At 37.4% G+C, this 21,326-nt stretch carries 18 protein-coding genes and 1 other annotated feature (1 of these 19 running past the window's edge); of the genes, 10 read left to right on the forward strand and 8 right to left on the reverse strand.

Going from position 1 to position 21,326, the window contains the following annotated elements; all coding sequences use genetic code 11:
* Positions 1-417 precede the first annotated feature (417 nt).
* The gene (locus ACQKMV_RS08385; RefSeq protein WP_427503359.1) at positions 418-1,578 is read left to right on the forward strand and encodes an amidohydrolase; all 1,161 of its coding nucleotides are present in this window, start codon (positions 418-420) and stop codon (positions 1,576-1,578) included.
* Between the two features lie 934 nt (positions 1,579-2,512).
* On the opposite strand, the gene ACQKMV_RS08390 is transcribed toward ACQKMV_RS08385, so the two are convergent.
* On the reverse strand, positions 2,513-3,697 hold the full coding sequence (locus tag ACQKMV_RS08390) for an ABC transporter permease (protein WP_427503360.1): 1,185 nt from the start codon (positions 3,695-3,697) through the stop codon (positions 2,513-2,515).
* Entirely contained in the window at positions 3,681-4,430 is a 750-nt protein-coding gene (locus ACQKMV_RS08395) for an ABC transporter ATP-binding protein (protein WP_427425838.1), read from the reverse strand. The genes ACQKMV_RS08390 and ACQKMV_RS08395 overlap by 17 nt, the downstream gene beginning before the upstream one ends.
* A 103-nt stretch (positions 4,431-4,533) precedes the next feature.
* Here ACQKMV_RS08395 and ACQKMV_RS08400 point away from each other — a divergent pair, with 103 nt between their 5' ends.
* The 6 genes from ACQKMV_RS08400 (at position 4,534) to ACQKMV_RS08425 (ending at position 9,532) form a co-directional block, all read left to right on the forward strand.
* Positions 4,534-4,950 carry an HIT family protein gene (locus ACQKMV_RS08400; RefSeq protein ID WP_427503361.1) on the forward strand — a complete coding sequence of 139 codons (417 nt, stop codon included), beginning with the start codon at positions 4,534-4,536 and terminating at the stop codon, positions 4,948-4,950.
* A gap of 1,349 nt (positions 4,951-6,299) precedes the next feature.
* A complete protein-coding gene (locus ACQKMV_RS08405) occupies positions 6,300-6,830 on the forward strand; it encodes a tryptophan transporter (protein ID WP_427425834.1) in 531 nt (176 codons plus the stop codon).
* 155 nt (positions 6,831-6,985) lie between these two features.
* Positions 6,986-7,381, forward strand: a complete 396-nt coding sequence (locus ACQKMV_RS08410; RefSeq protein WP_427425833.1) for a YtxH domain-containing protein — start codon at positions 6,986-6,988, stop codon at positions 7,379-7,381.
* Positions 7,382-7,538: 157 nt separating this feature from the next.
* Positions 7,539-8,099: an HTH-type transcriptional regulator Hpr gene (locus ACQKMV_RS08415; RefSeq protein ID WP_427503388.1), complete on the forward strand. Its 561-nt coding sequence runs from the start codon at positions 7,539-7,541 to the stop codon at positions 8,097-8,099.
* Between the two features lie 172 nt (positions 8,100-8,271).
* Positions 8,272-8,817 (forward strand): DUF3267 domain-containing protein, encoded by a 546-nt coding sequence (locus ACQKMV_RS08420; RefSeq protein WP_427503363.1) that lies wholly within the window; start codon positions 8,272-8,274, stop codon positions 8,815-8,817.
* A gap of 523 nt (positions 8,818-9,340) precedes the next feature.
* Positions 9,341-9,532, forward strand: coding sequence for a hypothetical protein (locus tag ACQKMV_RS08425; RefSeq protein WP_427503364.1), 192 nt, complete (start codon positions 9,341-9,343; stop codon positions 9,530-9,532).
* A 276-nt stretch (positions 9,533-9,808) separates the two neighbouring features.
* Here the strand turns inward: ACQKMV_RS08425 and ACQKMV_RS08430 are convergent, their stop codons facing one another.
* The gene (locus ACQKMV_RS08430; protein ID WP_082337661.1) at positions 9,809-9,913 is read right to left on the reverse strand and encodes a YjcZ family sporulation protein; all 105 of its coding nucleotides are present in this window, start codon (positions 9,911-9,913) and stop codon (positions 9,809-9,811) included.
* Positions 9,914-10,055: 142 nt separating this feature from the next.
* Between ACQKMV_RS08430 and ACQKMV_RS08435 the strand changes: the two genes are divergently transcribed.
* On the forward strand, positions 10,056-11,015 hold the full coding sequence (locus ACQKMV_RS08435; RefSeq protein WP_427503365.1) for a peptidylprolyl isomerase: 960 nt from the start codon (positions 10,056-10,058) through the stop codon (positions 11,013-11,015).
* A gap of 346 nt (positions 11,016-11,361) precedes the next feature.
* Here the strand turns inward: ACQKMV_RS08435 and yhaM are convergent, their stop codons facing one another.
* From yhaM to ACQKMV_RS08450, 3 genes are read right to left on the reverse strand one after another with little or no spacing between them, the layout of a single operon-like run.
* Complete coding sequence (gene yhaM, locus ACQKMV_RS08440) at positions 11,362-12,300, reverse strand: 3'-5' exoribonuclease YhaM (protein WP_427503366.1); 939 nt, start codon at positions 12,298-12,300, stop codon at positions 11,362-11,364.
* Entirely contained in the window at positions 12,297-15,197 is a 2,901-nt protein-coding gene (locus ACQKMV_RS08445) for an AAA family ATPase (RefSeq protein ID WP_427503367.1), read from the reverse strand. The genes yhaM and ACQKMV_RS08445 overlap by 4 nt, the downstream gene beginning before the upstream one ends.
* Positions 15,194-16,408 carry a metallophosphoesterase family protein gene (locus ACQKMV_RS08450; protein WP_427503369.1) on the reverse strand — a complete coding sequence of 405 codons (1,215 nt, stop codon included), beginning with the start codon at positions 16,406-16,408 and terminating at the stop codon, positions 15,194-15,196. The genes ACQKMV_RS08445 and ACQKMV_RS08450 overlap by 4 nt, the downstream gene beginning before the upstream one ends.
* A 345-nt stretch (positions 16,409-16,753) precedes the next feature.
* Here ACQKMV_RS08450 and ACQKMV_RS08455 point away from each other — a divergent pair, with 345 nt between their 5' ends.
* The gene (locus tag ACQKMV_RS08455) at positions 16,754-16,939 is read left to right on the forward strand and encodes a YhzD family protein (protein WP_427425828.1); all 186 of its coding nucleotides are present in this window, start codon (positions 16,754-16,756) and stop codon (positions 16,937-16,939) included.
* A 59-nt stretch (positions 16,940-16,998) separates the two neighbouring features.
* Here ACQKMV_RS08455 and ACQKMV_RS08460 read toward each other — a convergent pair whose 3' ends face one another.
* Complete coding sequence (locus ACQKMV_RS08460; protein ID WP_427503370.1) at positions 16,999-17,781, reverse strand: enoyl-CoA hydratase; 783 nt, start codon at positions 17,779-17,781, stop codon at positions 16,999-17,001.
* Positions 17,782-17,918: 137 nt separating this feature from the next.
* Between ACQKMV_RS08460 and ACQKMV_RS08465 the strand changes: the two genes are divergently transcribed.
* Complete coding sequence (locus tag ACQKMV_RS08465) at positions 17,919-18,890, forward strand: rhodanese-related sulfurtransferase (protein ID WP_427503372.1); 972 nt, start codon at positions 17,919-17,921, stop codon at positions 18,888-18,890.
* Positions 18,891-19,182: 292 nt separating this feature from the next.
* Here the strand turns inward: ACQKMV_RS08465 and ACQKMV_RS08470 are convergent, their stop codons facing one another.
* The gene (locus ACQKMV_RS08470; RefSeq protein WP_427503373.1) at positions 19,183-20,835 is read right to left on the reverse strand and encodes an FAD-binding dehydrogenase; all 1,653 of its coding nucleotides are present in this window, start codon (positions 20,833-20,835) and stop codon (positions 19,183-19,185) included.
* A gap of 407 nt (positions 20,836-21,242) precedes the next feature.
* Positions 21,243-21,326: a binding site (T-box leader), on the forward strand; it runs 155 nt beyond the window's last position.

Raw genomic sequence — 21,326 nt, forward strand, 5'->3', positions numbered from 1 at the left:
TCGATGCTCTTCCGCGGGTATTCTACTCGCATTCGCGGGTATTTCCTGTTCTTCCGCGGGTATTCCCCGGGTGCGCGGATATTCGCTGCTCTTCCGCGGGTATCCCCCTCGTATTCGCGGGTATCCCTCTCGTATTCGCGGGTATTCGCTGTTCTTCCGCGGGTATTCCCCGGGTGCGCGGGTATTCGATGCTCTTCCGCGGGTATTCTACTCGCATTCGCGGGTATTTGATGCTCTTCCGCGGGTATTCTACTCGCATTCGCGGGTATTTCCTGTTCTTCCGCGGGTATCCCCCTCGCATTCGCGGGTATTCGCTGTTCTTCCGCGGGTATTCCCCGGGTGCGCGGATATTCGCTGCTATTGAACTATTATCTTATTAATAAGAATCTAGAATAATCTGTTTAAGGAGGTTTTACTTTGAACAAACATCTACTTGAAAAAATCGATGCTCATTTTGATGAAATGGTGGCGATTCGCCGTCATCTGCATATGCATCCGGAGCTAAGCTTTCAGGAGCAAGAAACCGCTAACTATATTATTCAATTTTATAAAAACCTTGGCGTACCGGTTGAAGCTAATGTCAGTGGCCACGGTTTAATTGCGCGGATTAAGGGGAGCAAGCCTGGAAAAACGATTGCCTTACGAGCAGACTTTGATGCTCTTCCTATACAAGATGAAAAAGACGTACCATACAAATCAACTGTGTCTGGTGTTATGCATGCTTGCGGGCACGATGGTCATACAGCTACTTTGTTAATTGTCGGAAAGCTACTGTGGGAAATGCGCGATAAGTTAGTAGGAGAATATGTTCTAATTCATCAACATGCTGAAGAGGTTGATCCAGGTGGAGCAATTGGGATGGTACAGGCTGGGGCTTTGAATGGAGTTGATGCTATTTTTGGTACACATCTTTCTTCAAACCATCCAACAGGCATAATTGGCTACCGCGTAGGGCCGACTATGGCCGCTGTTGATAGTTTTGAAATAAAAATTCAAGGTCAGGGCGGTCACGGCGCTCATCCGGATCAAACAAAGGATGCGATTGTTATTGGCTCTCAGCTTGTTATAAATTTACAACAGCTTGTCGCACGTCGTGTTGCCCCAACCGAATCAGCTGTTTTGTCAGTTGGTTCATTCGTTGCATCTAATGCTGACAATATTATTGCCGATACAGCCTATTTAAATGGAACAATTCGAACGTTTAATAAGGATGTTCGTGAAACGATGGAACGTGAGTTTAAACGGGTTATCCAAGGTACAGAAATTGCGCATGATTGTACAATTGAACTGGATTATCGTCGCGGCTACCCTGCAGTTGTAAATCATGAGAAGGAAACACTCTTTGTACGTAATATCGCACAGGATATTTGTGATGTTACTGAAGTTGAAGCAACTATGGGGGCTGAAGATTTCTCTTACTACTTAGAAGAAAAGCCAGGTACATTCTTCTTTACTGGAGCCAAGCCAGCTAAATATGCACCCCATCATCATCCAAAATTCGATATAGATGAAAAAGGAATGCTCATTGCTGCAAAGGTATTATTAACAGCAGCACTAGATTATCAATTAGTAGAATAAAGAACAAATCGCTGGAGAGCCCAAAGTAAAAGTATGCGATCCACCACTTTTGCCTGAGGGACGGACTACTAAGACCGAAGAAGGAATGGCAAATTGCCACTCCTTCTTCAGTCTTGTCTATTTATTATTGAATATTGATTCTTCCTCCACCTTCACATCTATCATCTCCAACGCCCCGGAGCATAAAGGAAATAGTAACCTAAAGATGGTGCTTTTACAGTTAAAATATTTTCATCATTTCTTAATTAAAGAATTTAGTGCACGCATACATACCTGTAACACCTGTAATTTCTGCTGCTAAACTACTTAAAGCTGATCCACCCACACGTAATTTTTCTTCCCAAGATGTAGCACCCGCAATTAGCCCAAACATATAGTATTATGAAGTAACACAAAGAATGTACGCAAATGGAATCTCTTTCATGTTACAAAATAAAGTTACTTGTTATCTTTTTTAAAAGGTTACCTAAAATATATAAGCAATCATTTCCTTTGTACCGCAAAGGTAGTGGACGATTTACTGATTATAATATAAACATAGCAAACTAGAGGTATGGTTCCCATTCCTCTTTTGATTAGATATCTTGTAACTTGGCCAATATTCGCTCACGCTCTTGCGCCAAGTAGGCTTTCTTTTCTTCTGTTAATTCTTCTGGCTCATGACAAGTCGCAAACCATGCAGGCACCCGCTCTACTTTCCTAGTTCTTTTTTCTAGTATTGCAGATGAATTGGATACCGTTAAATCGTTAATTTTGTTACGAATAATGGCACTTTGTAAGGTTAATCGTGAGGTGACCTCGAGGTTGTAACGCTTTAGCCTAGAAGAAAACTATGCTTTTTGTTATCCCAATTAAAAATCTATAGTTTCTTTTATAAAAATAAAGCTCATTTCTCCAATTCTTTTATTGGAGAAATGAGCTTTTGATTTCATTATCAAGGTTTTGAGACCTTTGCCGTCAATTCACTTACAACCAAAATGATAATAAAGGTTACATAGAACATTGGCTGCATGACACCACATAGACCAACTATAACAGCTTGAGTGATCATCGCAAGACGCACAATTTGATTGACTGCTACCTTGCGTGCTTCATCAGGTAAAGGATACAGCATGTCCATGCGGAATTCACCACTTGATAATAAAGCCTGCTTTAATTGAATGGTTGTCGCAAAGCTTAATGCACCTGCAACAATCCATGTAACGACTGGGATATCTACAAAGGCTGCAATAACAGCTGAAATCACTGTTAAGCGGAGCCATAAATAAAAATGATCATCTGTTCGGACGAATGTATGGAACACCAAGTACTTTTGAGCTTTGTCCTTTTTGTATGGCACAAATTTGTAAAGCCAATCGAGCCAACCACGACGACGGATGCTACCTCGTAAATGCGGAACGTCTGTGAAATAATTAGCGAAACGATAGAAGCTCATCATGCGATTTTGTTCCAGCTTCACAAAATGCTCGTAAGGGACAGGCTCACCTGCACATTTTTTTCTAAATATTACAATATACACACACCCAATTGCAGCAGCAACAATTGCTAAAATAAGCTGCATCTGAAGCCCCATGTACACAGCAACACTAAAGATAATAGCTCGAATTAGCCTGTCCACCCATATCATTTGACCACGTTCACTATAACGAAAGCTAAATTCACCCTGAACACTCAAATACTTTAATATAATAATAAGTAAAAACACTGACCAAATTTCAAATGTTGTTAATTCAGTAACAGCCTTTAGTAAAGGAATACTAACGATATAAACAATTGCCACAATCCAAACTTGTGACCAAAACGTCCACGCTAACGCCTTTTTAAAATACTGCGACATTTTTGATTCTAAAGGTAATAAGTACACTTGGTCTGGCTCTCTCAAAAGTGAAGTTGGACGACTAAATGCAAGTAAAATCCCTACAAACACTGCGATTAATACCTCTGCTGGAAAATCAGGCTGTACAACTTTTAGCCATTCACTATATTGATAGCCCCCTGCTCCGATAAGAAATACTAGTACAATCGCTAAATGCCCTGTAAAAATAAATCGCATATATTTTTGTACTTCACCTATATAGTGCATGAAGCGAGAGGACCATACATCACGCAAGTTCTTCATGGTCGTGCTCCTTTGTCATTGCAATATATAAATCATCTAATGTCGCATGTGGCATCGCAAATGCCTTACGTAAATCATCCATTGTTCCTTGTGCTCGCACACGTCCTTCATGCAATAAAATTATGCGGTCACAATGTTTTTCAGCGGTCGACAATATGTGCGTTGACATTAATATAGAAGCGCCTTCTTTTTTCTTTTCATCCATCTGATCAAGCAATGATTGAATTCCAAGTGGATCGAGTCCCACAAAAGGCTCATCAATAATGTAAAGACTTGGATTGACTAAAAAGGCACACATAATCATAACCTTTTGACGCATCCCCTTTGAGAAATGTGAAGGGAACCAATTAAGTCGTTTTTCCATTCGAAATTCTTTTAATAATAATTGTGAACGAGCTGCAAGCGTTGCTTCATCTAAGCCATAAGCCATCGCGGTTAATTCTAAATGTTCACGTAATGTTAGCTCATCGTATAATACAGGTGTTTCAGGAATATAGGAAAAAGCTGTACGATACTTGTCTGTATTTTCTTTTAATGTCACACCATTTAAACGAATGTCTCCTTCTTTTGGAAGCATCGTTCCGATGATATGCTTAATCGTTGTACTTTTACCAGCACCGTTCAAGCCGATTAAACCAACCAGCTCTCCTTTTTCAATCGTAAATGATAAATCTTTAATTACAGGCTTTCTTGTATAACCACCTGTCACATGTTGTACTTCTAATACCGTCATGCCCTCACTCCTCTTCTTGTTTATATTTTATCAAAAATTAGCAAATGATACAGTTATGAGTATGATAGAATGTACTTACATATAAAATAAGGAGGAATTTCGAATGAACGATTGCCTATTTTGCAAAATCATTGATGGATCTATTCCAAGTACAAAAATTTATGAAGACGAACATGTCTATGCATTTACTGACATTTCACCTGTAGCAAAGGGGCACACCCTATTAATTCCAAAACATCACTGTAAGGATCTATTCGAAATGCCTGAGGATGTAGCTCGTAATTTATATGCAGTAGCACCCAAAATTGCGAATGCTATAAAATCTGCTTTTAACCCAATTGGACTTAATACAATTAATAATAATGGTGCTGCAGCTGGACAAACTGTTTTCCACTACCACTTACATTTTATTCCGCGTTACGATGAAAAAGAAGGCTTGGGCTTAATTTGGCAAACACAAAAATATACACCCGAGCAATTAACTGAAGTTGCGGAAAGCATTAAAGCTAACCTTCAATAATGGATATTCTAGTTCAAGATAGCCACTAGCTTTAAGGATTTCACGATATAATCTAATCATGTTCTTATAACAATGTTTTAATGAGGAGTAATGAATAATAAAGATATTATCGCATATGGACTTATTATTATCCCATTATTAATTTCAATTTATTTTTTATCAATCCAGAAATGTTAGTTCCAGCTGGATATGATTTAGCGTTGGATGGATACGTAATATCAATTACGTTAATGTTTATATTTATTTCATATTTAATAGCTAAATTAGGATTTTTTATACTTAAACAAAAAAACAGCTAATATATTAGCTGTTTTTAATATTTTATTGCGATTTTTTGAAAAAAAGTGTTCAACTTGTAATTGCAATTTAAGTTTTAAATTTTCTTTGAAAAATAAACCATTATTAATGAAATAGAAGAAATATAAATTGTAACTAGCAAATTCAATACTTCATATACATTTAATTTTAAAATCCCATCTGTATTAAAAATAAACATCAATATTCCAATTACAATTATAATCACAAAATAATTTACAAACATAGACTTTGATACGATTGTTTTAGCTCGTTCATCTCTAGGGTAAAGATGCGGAGATAAATATGCTAACGATAACTGATTAATTGCTAACCCAAGTGTCTTTAATTTCAACATCACGTGTAAAATTTTTTTTACTGAAGTTTCCTATAATGACTATACGGAGCTTTTTTGAAAATTATAAGGGATTCGAAAATATTGAGATTATATTCAAACCATACTGAAAAAGTTGATCTTCCACAAAAAAGTGGTGCAAATCGACTTTTTTAATTTTCTAAACCCAATATAAGATAGATTTATAAAAATGAATTTCTTTTGTTTTTCAGTGCCCACGATTTTATCACCCAAAACGTTTGACGATGAATATTTTTGAATTTTATCAATTTTTGTTCTGTTTATGACAAAAATTGATTTTACATTTATAACTAATAAACGTTTTTTAGAGAAATCTTTATTCAGGATTTTATACACGTTGCAGCCAGTAAACTAGCCTTAAAACGTTGTCAAACCAACGATGTAACGGAAGAAGAAATTTCAAAAAAACTAGGGATTTCAAAACAAGCTATCAATAAAAGCTAAAAACCAGGCTTTTCAAAAAATTAGCAGGAGTATCACATCCATTATGCCTCGGCATAATTGTAGCTGTCGCTTTGCTTTCGCTACAGAAAACACTCGCTGTAGAAAGCTAAATTGTCAGAATTTTGTATTGCAATTTAAAGATTTATATCGTACAATCACAAATAAGTTTCGCTAACGGTCATGAGGACACGTTAGGAGACAAAAAAAGATTAGCATAGTCGAGGAGAGATTAGAAATGAATACAAAGAATTTAGTATTAATGGCACTTTTAGTTGGTGTTGGTGCTACCCTTTATGTGGTCACACCAGGTATGGTAAACGGCATGAAGCCTGATTTCATGCTAACAATGATGTTTATTGGCATTTTATTGTTCCCTACTGTTAAAGAAACGTTCTTACTTTCTTTAGCAACAGGTGTTCTTTCAGGATTGTTTACAACGTTTCCAGCTGGGCTTGTTCCAAATATTATCGATAAAGCAGTTACAGGCTTTATCTTTTTAGCTGTCTTAATTGTGCTGAAAAAATTGGCAAGCAATTTCGCAGTATCAGCTGTCTTAGTTGGTTTAGGAACAATTTTATCTGGAACTGTCTTTTTAGCAGTAGCACTTTTTGTATTCAATGCAAATGTTGGTGCAACATTCGCAGTTCTGTTTGTAGGCGTTGTATTACCTGCTGTAGCATTTAATGTCATTGCTTTTGCAATTATTTATCCTATAGTTGCAAAATTAGTGAAGCGTTCTAAATTCAACACAGCTCTTTCAATTTAATAAAAGGTGCATAAGAAAAATGCACGTTCATCTAACAAAGGAAGCTAAACCGTGATACAAAATCACTCGTTTAGTTTCTTTTTTCTTTTTGTATATGTGCATTTCATGGTTTAATAGTAGGTAACACACGACAATTACAGAAATGAGGTATTCATATGAAAGCAAAACCATTTTTAATTGGACTGTCCGCTGGAATCGTCGGCGGTACAATCGCTGTACTTTTTTCCACTCCTCAATCAGGACAACAATTACGTGCTAATTTGCGTGCAAATGCTGAAAGCACAAGGGACAAACTTTTAGATGTAAAACAGCAAGCAAACACAGTTAAACAATCCGTTAATTCACTCACAAATGAAGTAAAAAATAATATACCACTAATAATAAATGATTTAAAACAAACCATTGCTACATTCACTGAAGAAATCGAGCCGTCAAAAAATAACTTACAACAAGAAATAGAAGCATTACAGAATTCAATCAGCGAAATCGAGAAAAACGTTGCACAATTTACAGAAAAAAAGAAAAAACCGCAAGAAAAAATTAGCGACTAAAGTCCTTATGCACTAATAAAAAAGCCTATATTTTTATTAAATTTAAACACTATAATGTTATTTTTTAACCACTTTTCAATTTTTTAATTTTTCTAACTTTAAACTCTTTTCCTTTATTGCTATAATATTTTTAAAATGTTAAAGAAAGCAGTAGGTGATGGCTTTGTCAGAGGAATTATACACTCAAAAAGAAGCGATGCTTTATAGTCAAAGAATTGCACAATTATCAAAAGCTTTATGGAAAGCAGTTGAAAAAGATTGGCAGCAATGGATTAAACCCTACGATTTAAATATTAACGAACATCATATTTTATGGATTTCGTATCATTTAAAAGGGGCTTCTATTTCTGATGTGGCGAAATTTGGGGTGATGCACGTTTCCACAGCATTTAATTTTTCAAAAAAATTAGAAGAGCGTGGATTCCTTAAGTTTTCAAAGCGGGATGACGACAAGCGTAATACGTACGTTGAGTTAACAGAAGCAGGTACTGAGCTTATTGTTGAGATGAATAGTAATTATCATAATACGTATCATTCTGTGCTAGAAGGCTCATTAGCTTTAAAAGACCTATATGGTCGCTTCCCAGAATTTTTAGATGTTATGGCTGTTATTCGCAATATATACGGAGAGGACTTCATCGACATTTTTGAGCGTTCCTTCCAGCACTTCCGTGATTCCTTTGATAAGATAGAAGAACGTTCAACTGTAAAAGGATGAAAGTGAAACTATCAGGCTTTTTCAGTCGCTCGTAACCTAGAGTAAAGGTTGATAAAATCATGCTAAAGGAGGCATTTCAGAAATATTTTTCTGAGATACCTCCTTTTTCTTGCATTCTAACATAAATCAAATTACATTAAATAGGACCATTCATATTACGGAGTTGATAATCATGCATTGTTGGAAAATATTAAATCTTGAACATCATTACGGAACAACGCGTATTATGATCATGTCTATAATTGTTTTTTTAACTGTCTTTTCTTTTTCCTATGTGACATTAAATTTATTTAACGACGAGCACTATACAGATCAATTGTTGTGGCTATTTGTTATTGCTGTATTTACAATCTATCCGATCCATAAATGCTTACACTTTCTAGCATTATATGATTTACGTCAACATTTAAAATTGCGTGTGCGTACCCAATTTTATGTTATTCCTGTTCTACACATGCGTATCCGTGAACCTTTATCAAAAAATCGTTATATTTTAGCTTTACTCACACCATTTATTGTTCTAAATACAAGCATATTATTAGGTACACTGCTATTCCCTGCGTATACCCATTACGGCACATTACTTTTAGCTTACCATTGTAGTCTATGTGTAATTGATGTTCTATATGTGAAATATTTACTAAATTCACCTAAAGACTCCCAGATTGAGGAGACACCTAAAGGCTATGAAATTTTAGTGCCGCCTACTATTCATTAAATTGCTTGTACTTGTGTTTTATTGACGTTTTTTGTTATGCTATTAATACTGAAAGAGGGGAGGAATAGACTTGCTGTTAATGATTGTAGTTCTATTCTCGGTATTCTATTTATTTCAAATAAACCGCATGACTTATGCGCTGTGCATGCGACGTGAAATTCCCGAAGAAAAACAACCAAAAGTATTCCGAACTATAAATATACTAATTACAATTTTACTTGTCTCATTTTATATTGAAGTTTTATATGCTGTATAGATCAAATATGCCTCGGCATATTTGCGTCCGGTATCGGCTTTGTACTTAGGCCTGCACGAGGGCCGACACGATGTCGGTCATTTCGATAATGCCACAGGACGTGGCGTTTTTACCGATGCAGGTCAGTTAGCCGTTATCGCATGGATGCGATGGTTTTAGGCTAACATCCCCTAAGAACTTCTTTCCGATTCCGTGGCATCTGCCGGAGGCTTTGGGCCAACAGATGTTTTTTGCGCGAAAGCGAAGCGTCAGCAACAGGTTTTGTCTGTGCGAAAGCGAAGCGACAGCAACAGGTTTTGTCTGTGCGAAAGCGAAGCGACAGCAAAAGGTTTTGTCTGTGCGAAAGCGAAGCGACAGCAACAGCATAATGTTGGTCACTCAGTCGTTGCCACAGGACGTGGCGTTCTTAGACTGAGTTCCTCTATTTCAGCAGATATATGGAAAACCGTTGAAAAGTAATTTAAATTCGCGTTCATCTCACCACCTATAGAGGTAGGAGACTTCTGTACCTGTCGCTACGCTTTCGGTACAAATAATATTTGCTGAGAAAAGTTAAAAAGAAAAGTGCATCCGCGCCCGTCCGCACGTACTGAGGTAAGTTGTACACTCCATGTGACAACTCTTTCTGACCGATCATATTTTGTGGACGTGACCTCAAGCGTGCGGCGCGAATGCCTAACATTGTTAAGAAAAGCTAAGGACGTTAACCCCTTAGCTTTTCGTTATTTTTATTAATTAGTATAGGAACGCTGCACCAACAATAATTAATAAAATAAATAACACAACTAATAAAGCAAAGCCTGAGCCGTAGCCACCGCCACCGTATCCTCCGCTGCTCATAACTTCACCCCCTTTCTTTCTATATCCTATGCGCTTGAAAATTTGAATTATAGGCTATACTCAAGGGGGAACCATTTTGTTTTCAAAACGTTTATGTTATAGTAAAAAATGGACGAAACCATGTAAGGAGAGAAAATCCACTATGAAAAAAACAGTTTTATCATTAACATTAGCTGCTTCGGTATTAGCGCTTGGTGCTTGTAGCGGAGGGGACAACAAAACAATTGCAACTTCAAAAGTGGGCGACATTACAGTTGCTGACTTTAACAAAACATCTAAAACTTTAGCAGGTTCTCATATTCTTCAACAAATGTTGACTGAAAAAGTATTAGCTGACAAATATAAAGTATCAGATAAAGAAGTCAAAGAGGCATATGACGCAACTGCTTCACAATTCGGCGATAACTTTGCAGAAACACTTGCTGCAAACGGCTTGACTGAAGATGGCTATAAAGAGGCTTTACGTCTTCAGCTTCTTTCAGAAAAGGCTTTAAAAGATAAAGCATTTTCTGAAAAAGATGTAAAAAAACATTATGAGCAAATGAAAACAGAGTTAAATGCTCGTCATATTTTAGTAGCAGATGAGAAAACAGCTAAAGAAGTTATTGCCAAAATTAAAGGCGGCGCTTCTTTTGCGGATGTAGCAAAAGAATACTCAACTGATACTGGCTCTGCTCAAAAAGGTGGAGAGCTTGGATGGTTCTCTGTTGGTGCAATGGTAGATGAGTTTAACGATGCTGCTTATGCCCTTCCTTTAAAAACATTAAGTGAACCAGTTAAAACTAGCTTTGGTTACCACATTATTGAAGTTACGGACAAGCGTGATGTAAAAGGTGTTGGCTCATTCAAAGACGAAGAAGCAAACATCCGTTCACAAATGCTACAAAAATTAGTACAGACAGGTCAAGATCAACAAGTTCTTAAAGATATCATTGCAAAAATGGCAAAAGATGCGGATATTAAAACATCCGATAAAGAATTAGAACCTGCTATCAAGGCCCTTACAACAACAAGCGAGGAACAAGCTAAAGCCGCTGAAGAAGCAGCTAAAAAAGCTGAAGAAAAAGCTAAAAAAGAAACTAAAGATACTGAAAAAAAATAATCTAAATAGTTGTTATTTTACTATATGAAAAAGGGTTACGCTTATACAGGCGTAACCCTTTTTATATACTGTCGCTTTGAAATAAAAATGATCAAAAGTATCTTGAAAACACGTATGTAAGGAAAATGAAGAGGATTCATTTTGAATAAAGTTTAATCAAAATGAATCCTCTTTCTTTTTAAATGCTATTTCATTTTTGAATTAAGGGATACTGTTTCATAAGATTCTGGTCACGAAGAGGTTATCACATGAAGTAGTCTTCGTTCTTTTGCGGACTCGCTCTATTGGCCATACCCTTTAATAAATGTTATCCCCCAACCTCTGATGATGAGCCTTAAATCTCCATTTACTCAATAGTCGGTTTATAAAACGATCGATTATCAAGCGGAAATAGTCGCTCAGTAAATTCACCTGGAGCTGTTTTGCCTAATGCTCGTGTTAGCATGTTCATCTTTGCATCAATATTATCGATATAATGCAAGATTTCCGCTTCTTGAATCATCGGTTTTTTCGGGCTGCCCCATTCTTCTTTACCGTGGTGAGATAGCACCATATGTTGCAATAGCATTACTTCCTCGCCCTCGATTTCTAGTTCACTAGCAACCTTGGCAATTTCATTGACCATAATTGTAATATGACCAAGTAAATTCCCTTCAACAGTATACATTGTTGCGACAGGCCCTGACAGCTCAACAACCTTGCCAATATCATGTAAAATAATACCTGCATATAACAGATCTCGATTTAATGTAGGATATAAATCAGCAATGGCTTTTCCGAGTCTCAACATTGACACCATATGATCCAGTAGACCAGACGCATAATCATGATGGTTTTTCGTTGCAGCTGGATATACTAAAATAGCATCCTGATGTTTTTTAATAGCTGCACGTGTAATTCGAGATATATTCGGATTTTTAATATCAAAGAAAAATTGCGTCAATTCATCATATAATTCTTCTTTCGGAGTTGCTGCGGAGGGAACTAAATCATTAATAGCAATTCCCTCCTCTGGTTTCGCTACACGGATTGCTTTTATACGCAATTGATTTTTGCCGCGGTAGTCATGAATTTCTCCACCTACACGCACAATTGCCTCAGCGTGGTACATTTTTTCATGATCTTCATTTGTATCCCATAGCTTTGCCTCAATATCTCCACTTTTATCTTGTAATAACAGTGACATAAATGGCTTTCCAACTGTGGTAACCCCTTTTGTCGCTTGTTTAATTAATAAAAATTGATCAACTGATTCTCCAACCTGGAGCGTCGTAATACCCTTCATTTTGACGCTACTCCCCTTTCATTTGCTAGTGCCCCTACATCGACAATTTGGTCTTTCTGCCAATGTTCAAGCATCCCGTCATGGCAAGTAAAATATAAAATTTGACGTTCATATCCTACTTCTTTCATTAATTGTACCATTTTGTCTGTACGGTTTCGATCAAAATGGACAAAAGGATCATCCATAATAAATGGAAATGGAGCAGAAGTTGTAAGTGTTTTTGCTAGTGCCATTCGCAACGAAATATAAGCTTGCTCCTTCGTTGCCTGTGATAATTCTGCCATTTGATAACGTAATCCAGTAACATCCTGTGTAACAAAATAACCTTCATCATTTATTAAAAGCTTTTCGTAACGTCCACCTGTTAACAAATTAAATATTGCATTAACCTCTGTCAAAACATATGGTAGTTTTTCTTCTCTTAGGCGGAACAATGTTTCATGTATCGCAGTAGCCAATGCCTTTTTTGTAGCCCATTGCCCTATCAGCTGTTGCAACACTGATTTCTCTTCTTCAAACTGTTGAAGCAACTGGCCATATTTCTCGTCATTTAGAAGATTCTCCTTTTGGATTTGTAGTGTCGCACGTTGTTCTAAGCAATGATCTATTGCTAATTGCATCGTACCTCGTTCGTCCTCTAACGCTAGCAGTTTTTCATTAAGCTGGTCCTCGTCTATCAATGACTGTTTGCTGTCTACATTCAACGAGGCTAGCTGACTCTGAATGGCTTGAAGTTCTGATTTTATTTTTTGTTGTTGCTCAAATTGTTCATGAGTTTCATAATATTCCTTCTCTGATTGAACATTCGCAGCGGTAAATAACTGAGTAACTTCAGACTCATAGCTGTCTATATGCGATTGTACACCTTGAATTTTTGTCTGAAGACTAGTCAATTGCTCTTTCGCTTGTTGAGATATCTGTTGCTCCTGCTGTAAGGTAAGGAATGTAGTACGTAAATGCATAAAAATTTCTTGCTCACTATACTCTGCCTTTAAGACTCGTTGTATTTGTTCTAGCAGCTCGATTTTCTCAGCTTGTATCGTCTGTAAAAGAGTAAATGTACTCTTCTTTTTTGCTGCCAACTCTTGAGCACCTCGAATGCGCATAAACAGCTCTGGTAATAATGTTTTTGGTATATTCTCCTCTAGCCGATAGCGCCCTAAGAAATGTTGAAGCGACTGAGTAGCCTCTTGACTCACCTGCTCAGCCCGCTGAATTTTATGTTCAAGTTTCACATATTGACGCTCTTTTTCTTGCTGTTGCTCATTTACATGTAAAAAGCGATCTTCAAGTTTTTGTTTTTTTAGCAGGATGGCTTGTGCAATATTCTCCTCCTGCTCTAACTCACGTATTTGCTGGCTCTGTTGTTTACTCGGCGCTTCATGTGCTTGTCTAGCAAATTTTAAATATAAAATAATGATTAGTGACATAACTGCTCCTACAACGATTACAGCCATATTTTTTTCCATAACACCATAGATAAACGAAAGTACGCTTATAGCTAACACAATAAATATAAAAACATTTGGTTGTTGTTGTTTCGAGCGTTGTGACCTTCCATAACGTAATTGGTCTAGCTTTCGCTTACGCTGAGGCCACTGTGCTAAAATATGTTCTTCTTCCGTAGATAATGACTCTTGTTGAAGCTGTTGTTTCAGTTGAGCAATTGTATCTAATTCTGCATGTATTTGCTCCAACGAGCGCAAATGGAATTTCAGCTCTTCCTCTGCTTCTTCTAATAAGCTTAACTGTCGTTGAAATTGTTCCTCTTGCTGTAATGATACTGTTTCCTCAAGCAGAATATCCTGCGCTGTTTTTTCCTGAACACCTAATAAACGAAACTGTGCTTCTATTTCTTGCTCGATTAAATACAGCTCATCCTTTAAGTTTTGTTCCTTTACAACTAACTGATTCCATGTTGCTTCTTTATTTAAAAGTCGAGACATTTCAGTAATAACTTGCTCGTCCACTGTTAACTGTAGCTTATTTTGCAATGCTTGATACTGCTCTTTCAGCTGCTGCATTTGTAGTGTTTCATGCATAAGCCGATCCTTTAATTGCTCATAACGTCGGATTCCTTCTGGTGGAAACTGCACATGTTCATAGCTTTTTCGCGTCTGTTCTAAAGCTTTTTGCTGTTTTATAAGTGGCATAGCCTGCTGAAGAATTGTGAGCTGCTGCCAATTTTGCTGCTGTGTTATTTGCTGACTATATAACCCCTCTAGCCTTTGATCGAGTTGTTGTAATTGTAATAATTTATCCTCAAAGGTCTGAATATTACCTTGCTCTTGTTTAATTGTGCGTTCTAGCTTTTTTAAATGCTCCAATTTTTGATTAATAAGTGGCACTTTTCCTGCTTTTTTAAAAAACTCACTAGCATCTTTGTCCAATTTCTTTTCTAGAGATGATAGCTGTTGAATCCCTGTTGTCCCAGAGGCAAGCAACAAATGTGTCAGCTCTTCCTCTGACATTTTTTCAATGCCCTGAAGCTCATGTAATGAAAAAGAGAAAATTGACTCAAAGGAGGCTTTTGTATAACCATATAATAGTTTTGCTAAAAGCTCCTCATGTCCCATTGTTCCGTCTTCTAGATAAACTGAGACATCTCCAGCTGCCTTTCCTTTAATACGTTCTATCGTGCATTGCCCATACGTTGGATGCCAAATAGTAAGCTGACCACCGAATTTAGTCGATACTTTCGGCTCATATTTACGTTGTGTCTGCTGCCTCGTGGGAAATCCGAAAAGCATTTGTAAAATAAACTGTTGAATGGTCGTTTTACCCGCTTCATTCATACCATAAAAAATCGTAACGCCTTCATGTAAAGTAATGGTGATGTTTTCATGCTTGCCAAAGCCATAAATTTGGATTTTTTTTATCGTTAGCAAGTTATTCACGCCCTTTGAATTTCTTCAGCTAATAATTCTTGTGCGTTATGCATTAAATTTTTAATGTCTTGTTCTGTTAAAGGCTCGACCAGTCTTGCACCACCTGCATGTTGGTATAGTTCCTTTAAAATATCCTTCCATTCAGAAATATTCCATTGCTCCATTAATTTCATCACCGATTCGGTCGCAGCAGTATGCTCATACAATACTGATGATTGATGTAACACGAGCTTTTGTACCCAGCACATCGGTTCAATCCCATCTTCTGCTTCTCGAATAGTTTCTAGCCATGCTTCAACTGTAGAATGTTCAAATAAAGATTGTGATTGTTCATCTATATTTTTTAAATGGAGTTCAACAACAGATGCCCCATACTCTTGACGATTAAGTGTCAGTGCTTCTTCACATTTTTTTAGTAGTTCATTTGCATGAAACACGTTCGTACAATCCACATCTACTGTGTTATAAACAACAGCAGATGTCGGTACAAATTCCAGATCAGTAGAGGATTGGGACAAGGTTACGTCATAGAAGCCCTTTATTCCCTGCTCTTTCCGATGTCGGCTTTGAATATTGCCCGGATAAACAATCGGTGGATTCTGATTTAAAAGTTGTCGTTTATGAATATGCCCTAAAGCCCAATAATGATAGTTTTTTTCAAGAAGTTGCTCTTTTGTGAAAGGGGCATAAACAGCATGTGACGTATCGCTAGCCTCACTACCATGAAGCATACCAATATGAATAGCATGCTGGTCCTGTGCAAAAGGATAACTATCAATCATTGATTTCGTTATATGACGGTCACCATAGCTGAAGCCATAAATATTGACCTGCTGACCACGTATTTTTAATTGCACAACACTAGTTTCAGCTGGTAACTCATACACATTACTCGGCAATGCAAAGCGTGTCCAAGCACCATTTAAGTGATCGTGATTACCATAGCTTAATATTACAGGGATATTATGTTGAAAGAGTTTTTCCATAGCCTCTTGAAATCGTCTTTGTGCCTGTAAGCTACGATTTTCACCATCATAAATATCACCGACAATCAGTAAAAAATCGGGTTTCTCCTGAATAGCCTTCTGAATAATTTTATCAAAAGCTTCAAAAGTACTTGTTCGAATCTTTTTGAAATTTTGTTCAGGCAAACCAAATAAGCCCTTAAAAGGACTATCTAAATGTAAATCCGCCATATGAAAAAAACGAATTGCTGACATCCAATCACCTCAAGTAATAAATAATCTCTACCTTGACGTCATTCATTTATCACTCGCATGCAGTAAATAATTCAGTACATCGGAATTACTACTTCAATCATTTACTACCGCTGTAGTCTCAGTTTTATGCTGAGACATTCGTGAACCACGTCAAAACCGAATATTTGTTCTATTTTATCATACTTCACGCTAGATGAGAAATGTATACAAAGAATATTCATCAATAGTATTGCCTTAAATTTTCCACAACTTTCGTAATTTATCAAAATATTCGCTAGTTTTACCGTGAAGTTTATAAATCTTCTATGTATAATAGATATATATTTAAGTAAAGGGTGGGGTTTTATGGAGAATTATCGCTTTACAGCTTTTGAAAAAACTGGGGAAACGTTATTTGATGAAACTTGGACTTTCGAAAACGATGAAACTGCAAAAATTAACGGTCAACAGCAAATCTTGGAAAAGGGTGTTGCCGACAAAACTCATCGCCTCATTAACTCTTCAGGTAAATTAATCTTATTCCATGTTTAAAAATGGCTAGTAAAAGGCACGTAGTACACTTTACTACGCGCCTTTACTCTTTTTAAAATTTATTTTCCTACAAAGGCAGGTGCTCTTTTCTCTACAAATGCATGGATTCCCTCTAAATGATCGGCCGTTTTACGCATCGCTGCTTGCCCCGCTGCTTCCATTGATAAAATACTCTCTAATTGCGGTAAATTTTGAGCATGTAGAATTTTTTTAGTTGTAATCATCGATGCAATTGGAGAAGCAAGCATTTTTCCAACTAGTTGGTCCGTAATCGCAAAAACGGTCCCATCTGGTGCAACGTAGTCAATTAACCCTTCATCATGTGCTTCCGATGCAGTTAAAACCTTACCTTCCCAAATCATTTGTTTAGCTTTGACAATCCCCACACGTTCCTTCATAAAGAAATGACCGCCACCATCAGGGATGAGCCCTATGCCTATGAAATTCATAGCGAGCTTACTATTTTCACATGCCACAACTATGTCTGCCCCTAACGCTAGACTAAAGCCTAATCCAGCTGATGCTCCATGAACCGCTGCAATGACGATCATCGGTAGCTGATAATATGCTTTGACAATACGTGTTAAATAAACCATTGCCTCATTAATATCCAGTGGCTTATTTGGATCAATCATCGCTTTAATATCGCCACCTGCTGAAAAGACTTTTCCTTCCCCACGGATAACGAGAATTTGTATTTCTTGTTCTTGCTGTAGCGCCTCAAAGCATTCGGCTAATTCACGCATCATCACATCGTCCATGGCGTTCATGGCATGTGGTCGATTTAATGTTAATGTTGCTCGTCGTTCTAATTTTTCTAATGTAATCGTTGAAAATTCCATCCCAACACCCCCAAATATGAATAGTCATTCACTATGTACTATTCGTGTTTTTTTAGAAAACTCCTTCTATCCTACGCAAAATTGCACTTGATATGCTATATTTAAGGACGATATTGATTTAAAGGTGGTTAATGATTGTGACACAGAAAGACTATCGTGTATTACTTTATTATAAATATATAGCTATTGAAGACCCTGTAGCATTCGCAGAGGAACATTTAGCAGTTTGTAAAGAAATCGGGCTTCATGGTCGTATTTTAGTTGGATATGAGGGCATTAATGGAACCGTTTCAGGTACAGTCGAGCAAACTGAGGCTTACATGAATCATATGAAGGCAGATCCTCGTTTTAGCGATATTATGTGGAAAATTGATGACGTTGAAGGGCATGCCTTTAAAAAAATGCATGTGCGCCCTCGTCGAGAGATTGTACACCTTGGTTTGAACGATGATATTAATCCTTTAGAAATAACAGGAGATTATTTATCACCAAAGGAATTTATGGAACGTATGCAGGAGGATAATACGGTAATTATTGATGCACGTAATGATTATGAATATGACCTTGGTCATTTCCGTGGTGCCGTGCGTCCAGATATTGAAAACTTCCGTGACCTACCTGATTGGATGGAAGCTCATAAAGAAGATTTTGATGGCAAGAAAATCTTAACTTACTGCACAGGTGGTATTCGCTGTGAAAAATTCTCTGGCTGGTTAAAACGTGAAGGCTATGGAGAAAGTGTTGGTCAGTTACATGGTGGAATTGTCACATATGCTAAAGACCCTGAGGTAAAAGGTCAACTATGGGATGGACAAATGTTTGTCTTTGATCGACGTCGTAGTGTACCGATTAATCAGGTGGAGCATGTGATTGTCGGCAAAGATTTCTTCACTGGTGAACCGACAGAACGTTATACAAACTGCGCAAATCCTGAATGCCATAAATTAATGCTTTGCGAGGAAAAGCATGAGTCCTTCTATATGCGTAGCTGTTCAGACGAATGCCGCCGTGCAAAACGCAACTTCTTTGTTGAAGAGCATGATTGGACAAAAGAGCAGATTGAGGAACAAATCGCTAAAATCGCCGAAGTTCAAAATACTTCTTTATAGAAAAAAGAGCATCATCCATTTGTGGTGATGCTCTTTCATGTTTTTTTCGAGTTAATCTACCTTGTCTGTAAAGGGTGAGTGTTTGCGCGTTTACCTGAGCAGATATTTTTGGTACCCGAGCGTTTCCCACGGTACCCGATCTCTTTCTCGGCTTACCCGAGCGTTTTCCCTCGGTGCCGATCACTTTCCCGGCTTACCCGAGCGTTTTCCCACAGTACCCGATCTCTTTCTCGGCTTACCCGAGCGTTTTTCTCTCTGACTAGGGCTTTCTAAATCTCACTTAAATTTTTCTTCAATCTCCTTTTGCCAAGTAACGCCCTACCTGTCGACCACTAAATAAACAACCACCAACAAATGTCCCTTCTAAAGCACGGTAACCATGCACACCGCCACCACCAAAACCACTAACTTCCCCAGCTGCAAATAAACCCGGTATAGGCTGACCGTCCATTCCTAGCACAGCACCATTCAAATTTGTCTGTAAGCCTCCTAATGTTTTACGCGTTAAAATATTTAAGCGTACCGCAATGAGTGGCCAATTTTTTGGATCTAATATTTTATGTGGCTTCGCAACACGTACAAATTTATCACCAACATAGTTTCTTGCACCATGAATAGCGTTAACCTGTAAGTCCTTTGTAAATTTATTGTCCATTTCACGATCCCTTGCTAAAATTTGCTCTTTTATTTTGATGAAATTAAGAAGGTCATTGCCAGCCAATTTGTTCATTCCATCAACTAGCTCCTTTAAATCATTAGCAATAACAAAATCCTCACCATGATTTTTAAATGCCTGAATTGGAGCTGGTGGTCCTGGCAATACTCGTTTCAGAACATCACTAATGCTTCTATTTGTTAAATCAGGATTTTGTTCAGAGCCCGATAATGCAAATTCTTTTTCAATAATTTTTTCAGTTAAAATAAACCACGAGTAATCATAGCCTGTTTTTTGTATTGCTTCTAAAGTGCTTAACGTATCAAAACCCGGAAAATTAGGTACTCCAAATCGATTGCCTTCTGCATCAAACCATAATGATGATGGGCCAGGCAAAATTCGAATACCGTGATTTGGCCAAATAGGATCCCAATTTTTCAAGCCTTCAGTATAATGCCACATACGATCTCGATTAACGATACGTCCCCCAGCATGCTCAGTAATTTCTAACATTCTGCCATCTACATAAGCAGGTACACCACTGACCATATTTTTTGGTGGTGTTCCAAGCCGCTCCGGCCAATTTTTTCTGACTAAATCAAAATTTGCACCTATTCCACCGCTGGCTACAATAACTGCTCCAGCTTCATAAGAAAATTCGCCAATGCCCAGCCTAGAGCTTTTTTCACCGCGATTTGCATAGCTTTTAGCCAAAATTGTTCCACTAATCCCTGTAATTCTTTCATCTTGTTGCATAAACTCATCTACACGATGTCTTGGTTTAAAATCTATATAACCATCCTTTATGGCCTTTTTCACTTTTTCAGCAAAAGGCTTTACAATGCCTGGTCCAGTCCCCCAAACAATGTGAAATCTAGGTACCGAATTTCCGTGTCCGCCTGCTAATGATCCCCCACGTTCTGCCCATCCGACGACAGGAAAAAACTTAATACCCTTAGACTTTAACCAATTATATTTTTCACCAGCTGCAAAATCTACATAAGCCTTGGCCCATTTATACGCCCACGAATCTTCATCTTCCAAGCGATCAAAGCCAGCCGTTCCTTGCCAATCTTGCCATGCAAGCTCTTTACTATCCTTAATCCCAAGCCTTCTTTGCTCGGGTGAATTCACTAAAAATATACCACCAAAGGACCAAAATGCCTGTCCCCCCATTGAATTTTCAGGTTCTTGATCTACTAAAAGAATTTTTTTCTTTGCATCAGCTAACTCACAGGCTGCTACTAACCCTGCCAGTCCTGCACCGACAATTGCTACATCATACACCATTCTACACCCCCTAAAAATCAATCCTACTTTACTTACATTCTTCTCTATTTGATGGTTTACCTTCTACACATTTTAATTTTGACGAAAATGTGACAAGAAAAAAATGTTCGCTTTCCTCCACTAAACAAAGAAAGTTCCTATACGTATAATCCATTTAAACCCAATTTATTTCCGTATAATTTTCGACCTCAATATTTGTTAAACGCCCATGTAATCAGACTTAACATATATCGGTAGCGCTTTCATTGTCTTCTCTAAAAAGACGAATCATTATTAGTTAGATATAGGTTAATGTTCGTATTTAGTTATTTTTCTGACCATTGAAGTCAAGATTTTTAATCTTTTTTAGAAATATCATTGACAAAGGTGAACAATAAGGATTATGATGTTAACAAATTTAATCACACGAAAATATAACGACGGAGACACGCTAGTCGCAAGAAAATCCAAAGAGAGCTGATGGTTGGTGTAAATCAGTGATTTCTACGATA

The organism is Lysinibacillus sp. NPDC094403 (genome assembly GCF_050278745.1).
Taxonomy (GTDB): domain Bacteria; phylum Bacillota; class Bacilli; order Bacillales_A; family Planococcaceae; genus Lysinibacillus.

Bases quoted from the DNA above. Each gene is read 5' to 3' on its own strand.
- ACQKMV_RS08430 (WP_082337661.1), bottom strand. From the start codon at position 9,913: ATGAGCAGCGGAGGATACGGTGGCGGTGGCTACGGCTCAGGCTTTGCT.
- ACQKMV_RS08405 (WP_427425834.1), top strand. From the start codon at position 6,300: ATGAATACAAAGAATTTAGTATTAATGGCACTTTTAGTTGGTGTTGGT.
- yhaM (WP_427503366.1), bottom strand. From the start codon at position 12,300: ATGAAGGGTATTACGACGCTCCAGGTTGGAGAATCAGTTGATCAATTT.
- ACQKMV_RS08410 (WP_427425833.1), top strand. From the start codon at position 6,986: ATGAAAGCAAAACCATTTTTAATTGGACTGTCCGCTGGAATCGTCGGC.
- ACQKMV_RS08450 (WP_427503369.1), bottom strand. From the start codon at position 16,408: ATGTCAGCAATTCGTTTTTTTCATATGGCGGATTTACATTTAGATAGT.
- ACQKMV_RS08435 (WP_427503365.1), top strand. From the start codon at position 10,056: ATGAAAAAAACAGTTTTATCATTAACATTAGCTGCTTCGGTATTAGCG.
- ACQKMV_RS08420 (WP_427503363.1), top strand. From the start codon at position 8,272: ATGCATTGTTGGAAAATATTAAATCTTGAACATCATTACGGAACAACG.
- ACQKMV_RS08455 (WP_427425828.1), top strand. From the start codon at position 16,754: ATGGAGAATTATCGCTTTACAGCTTTTGAAAAAACTGGGGAAACGTTA.
- ACQKMV_RS08460 (WP_427503370.1), bottom strand. From the start codon at position 17,781: ATGGAATTTTCAACGATTACATTAGAAAAATTAGAACGACGAGCAACA.
- ACQKMV_RS08400 (WP_427503361.1), top strand. From the start codon at position 4,534: ATGAACGATTGCCTATTTTGCAAAATCATTGATGGATCTATTCCAAGT.
- ACQKMV_RS08470 (WP_427503373.1), bottom strand. From the start codon at position 20,835: ATGGTGTATGATGTAGCAATTGTCGGTGCAGGACTGGCAGGGTTAGTA.
- ACQKMV_RS08415 (WP_427503388.1), top strand. From the start codon at position 7,539: ATGGCTTTGTCAGAGGAATTATACACTCAAAAAGAAGCGATGCTTTAT.
- ACQKMV_RS08395 (WP_427425838.1), bottom strand. From the start codon at position 4,430: ATGACGGTATTAGAAGTACAACATGTGACAGGTGGTTATACAAGAAAG.
- ACQKMV_RS08390 (WP_427503360.1), bottom strand. From the start codon at position 3,697: ATGAAGAACTTGCGTGATGTATGGTCCTCTCGCTTCATGCACTATATA.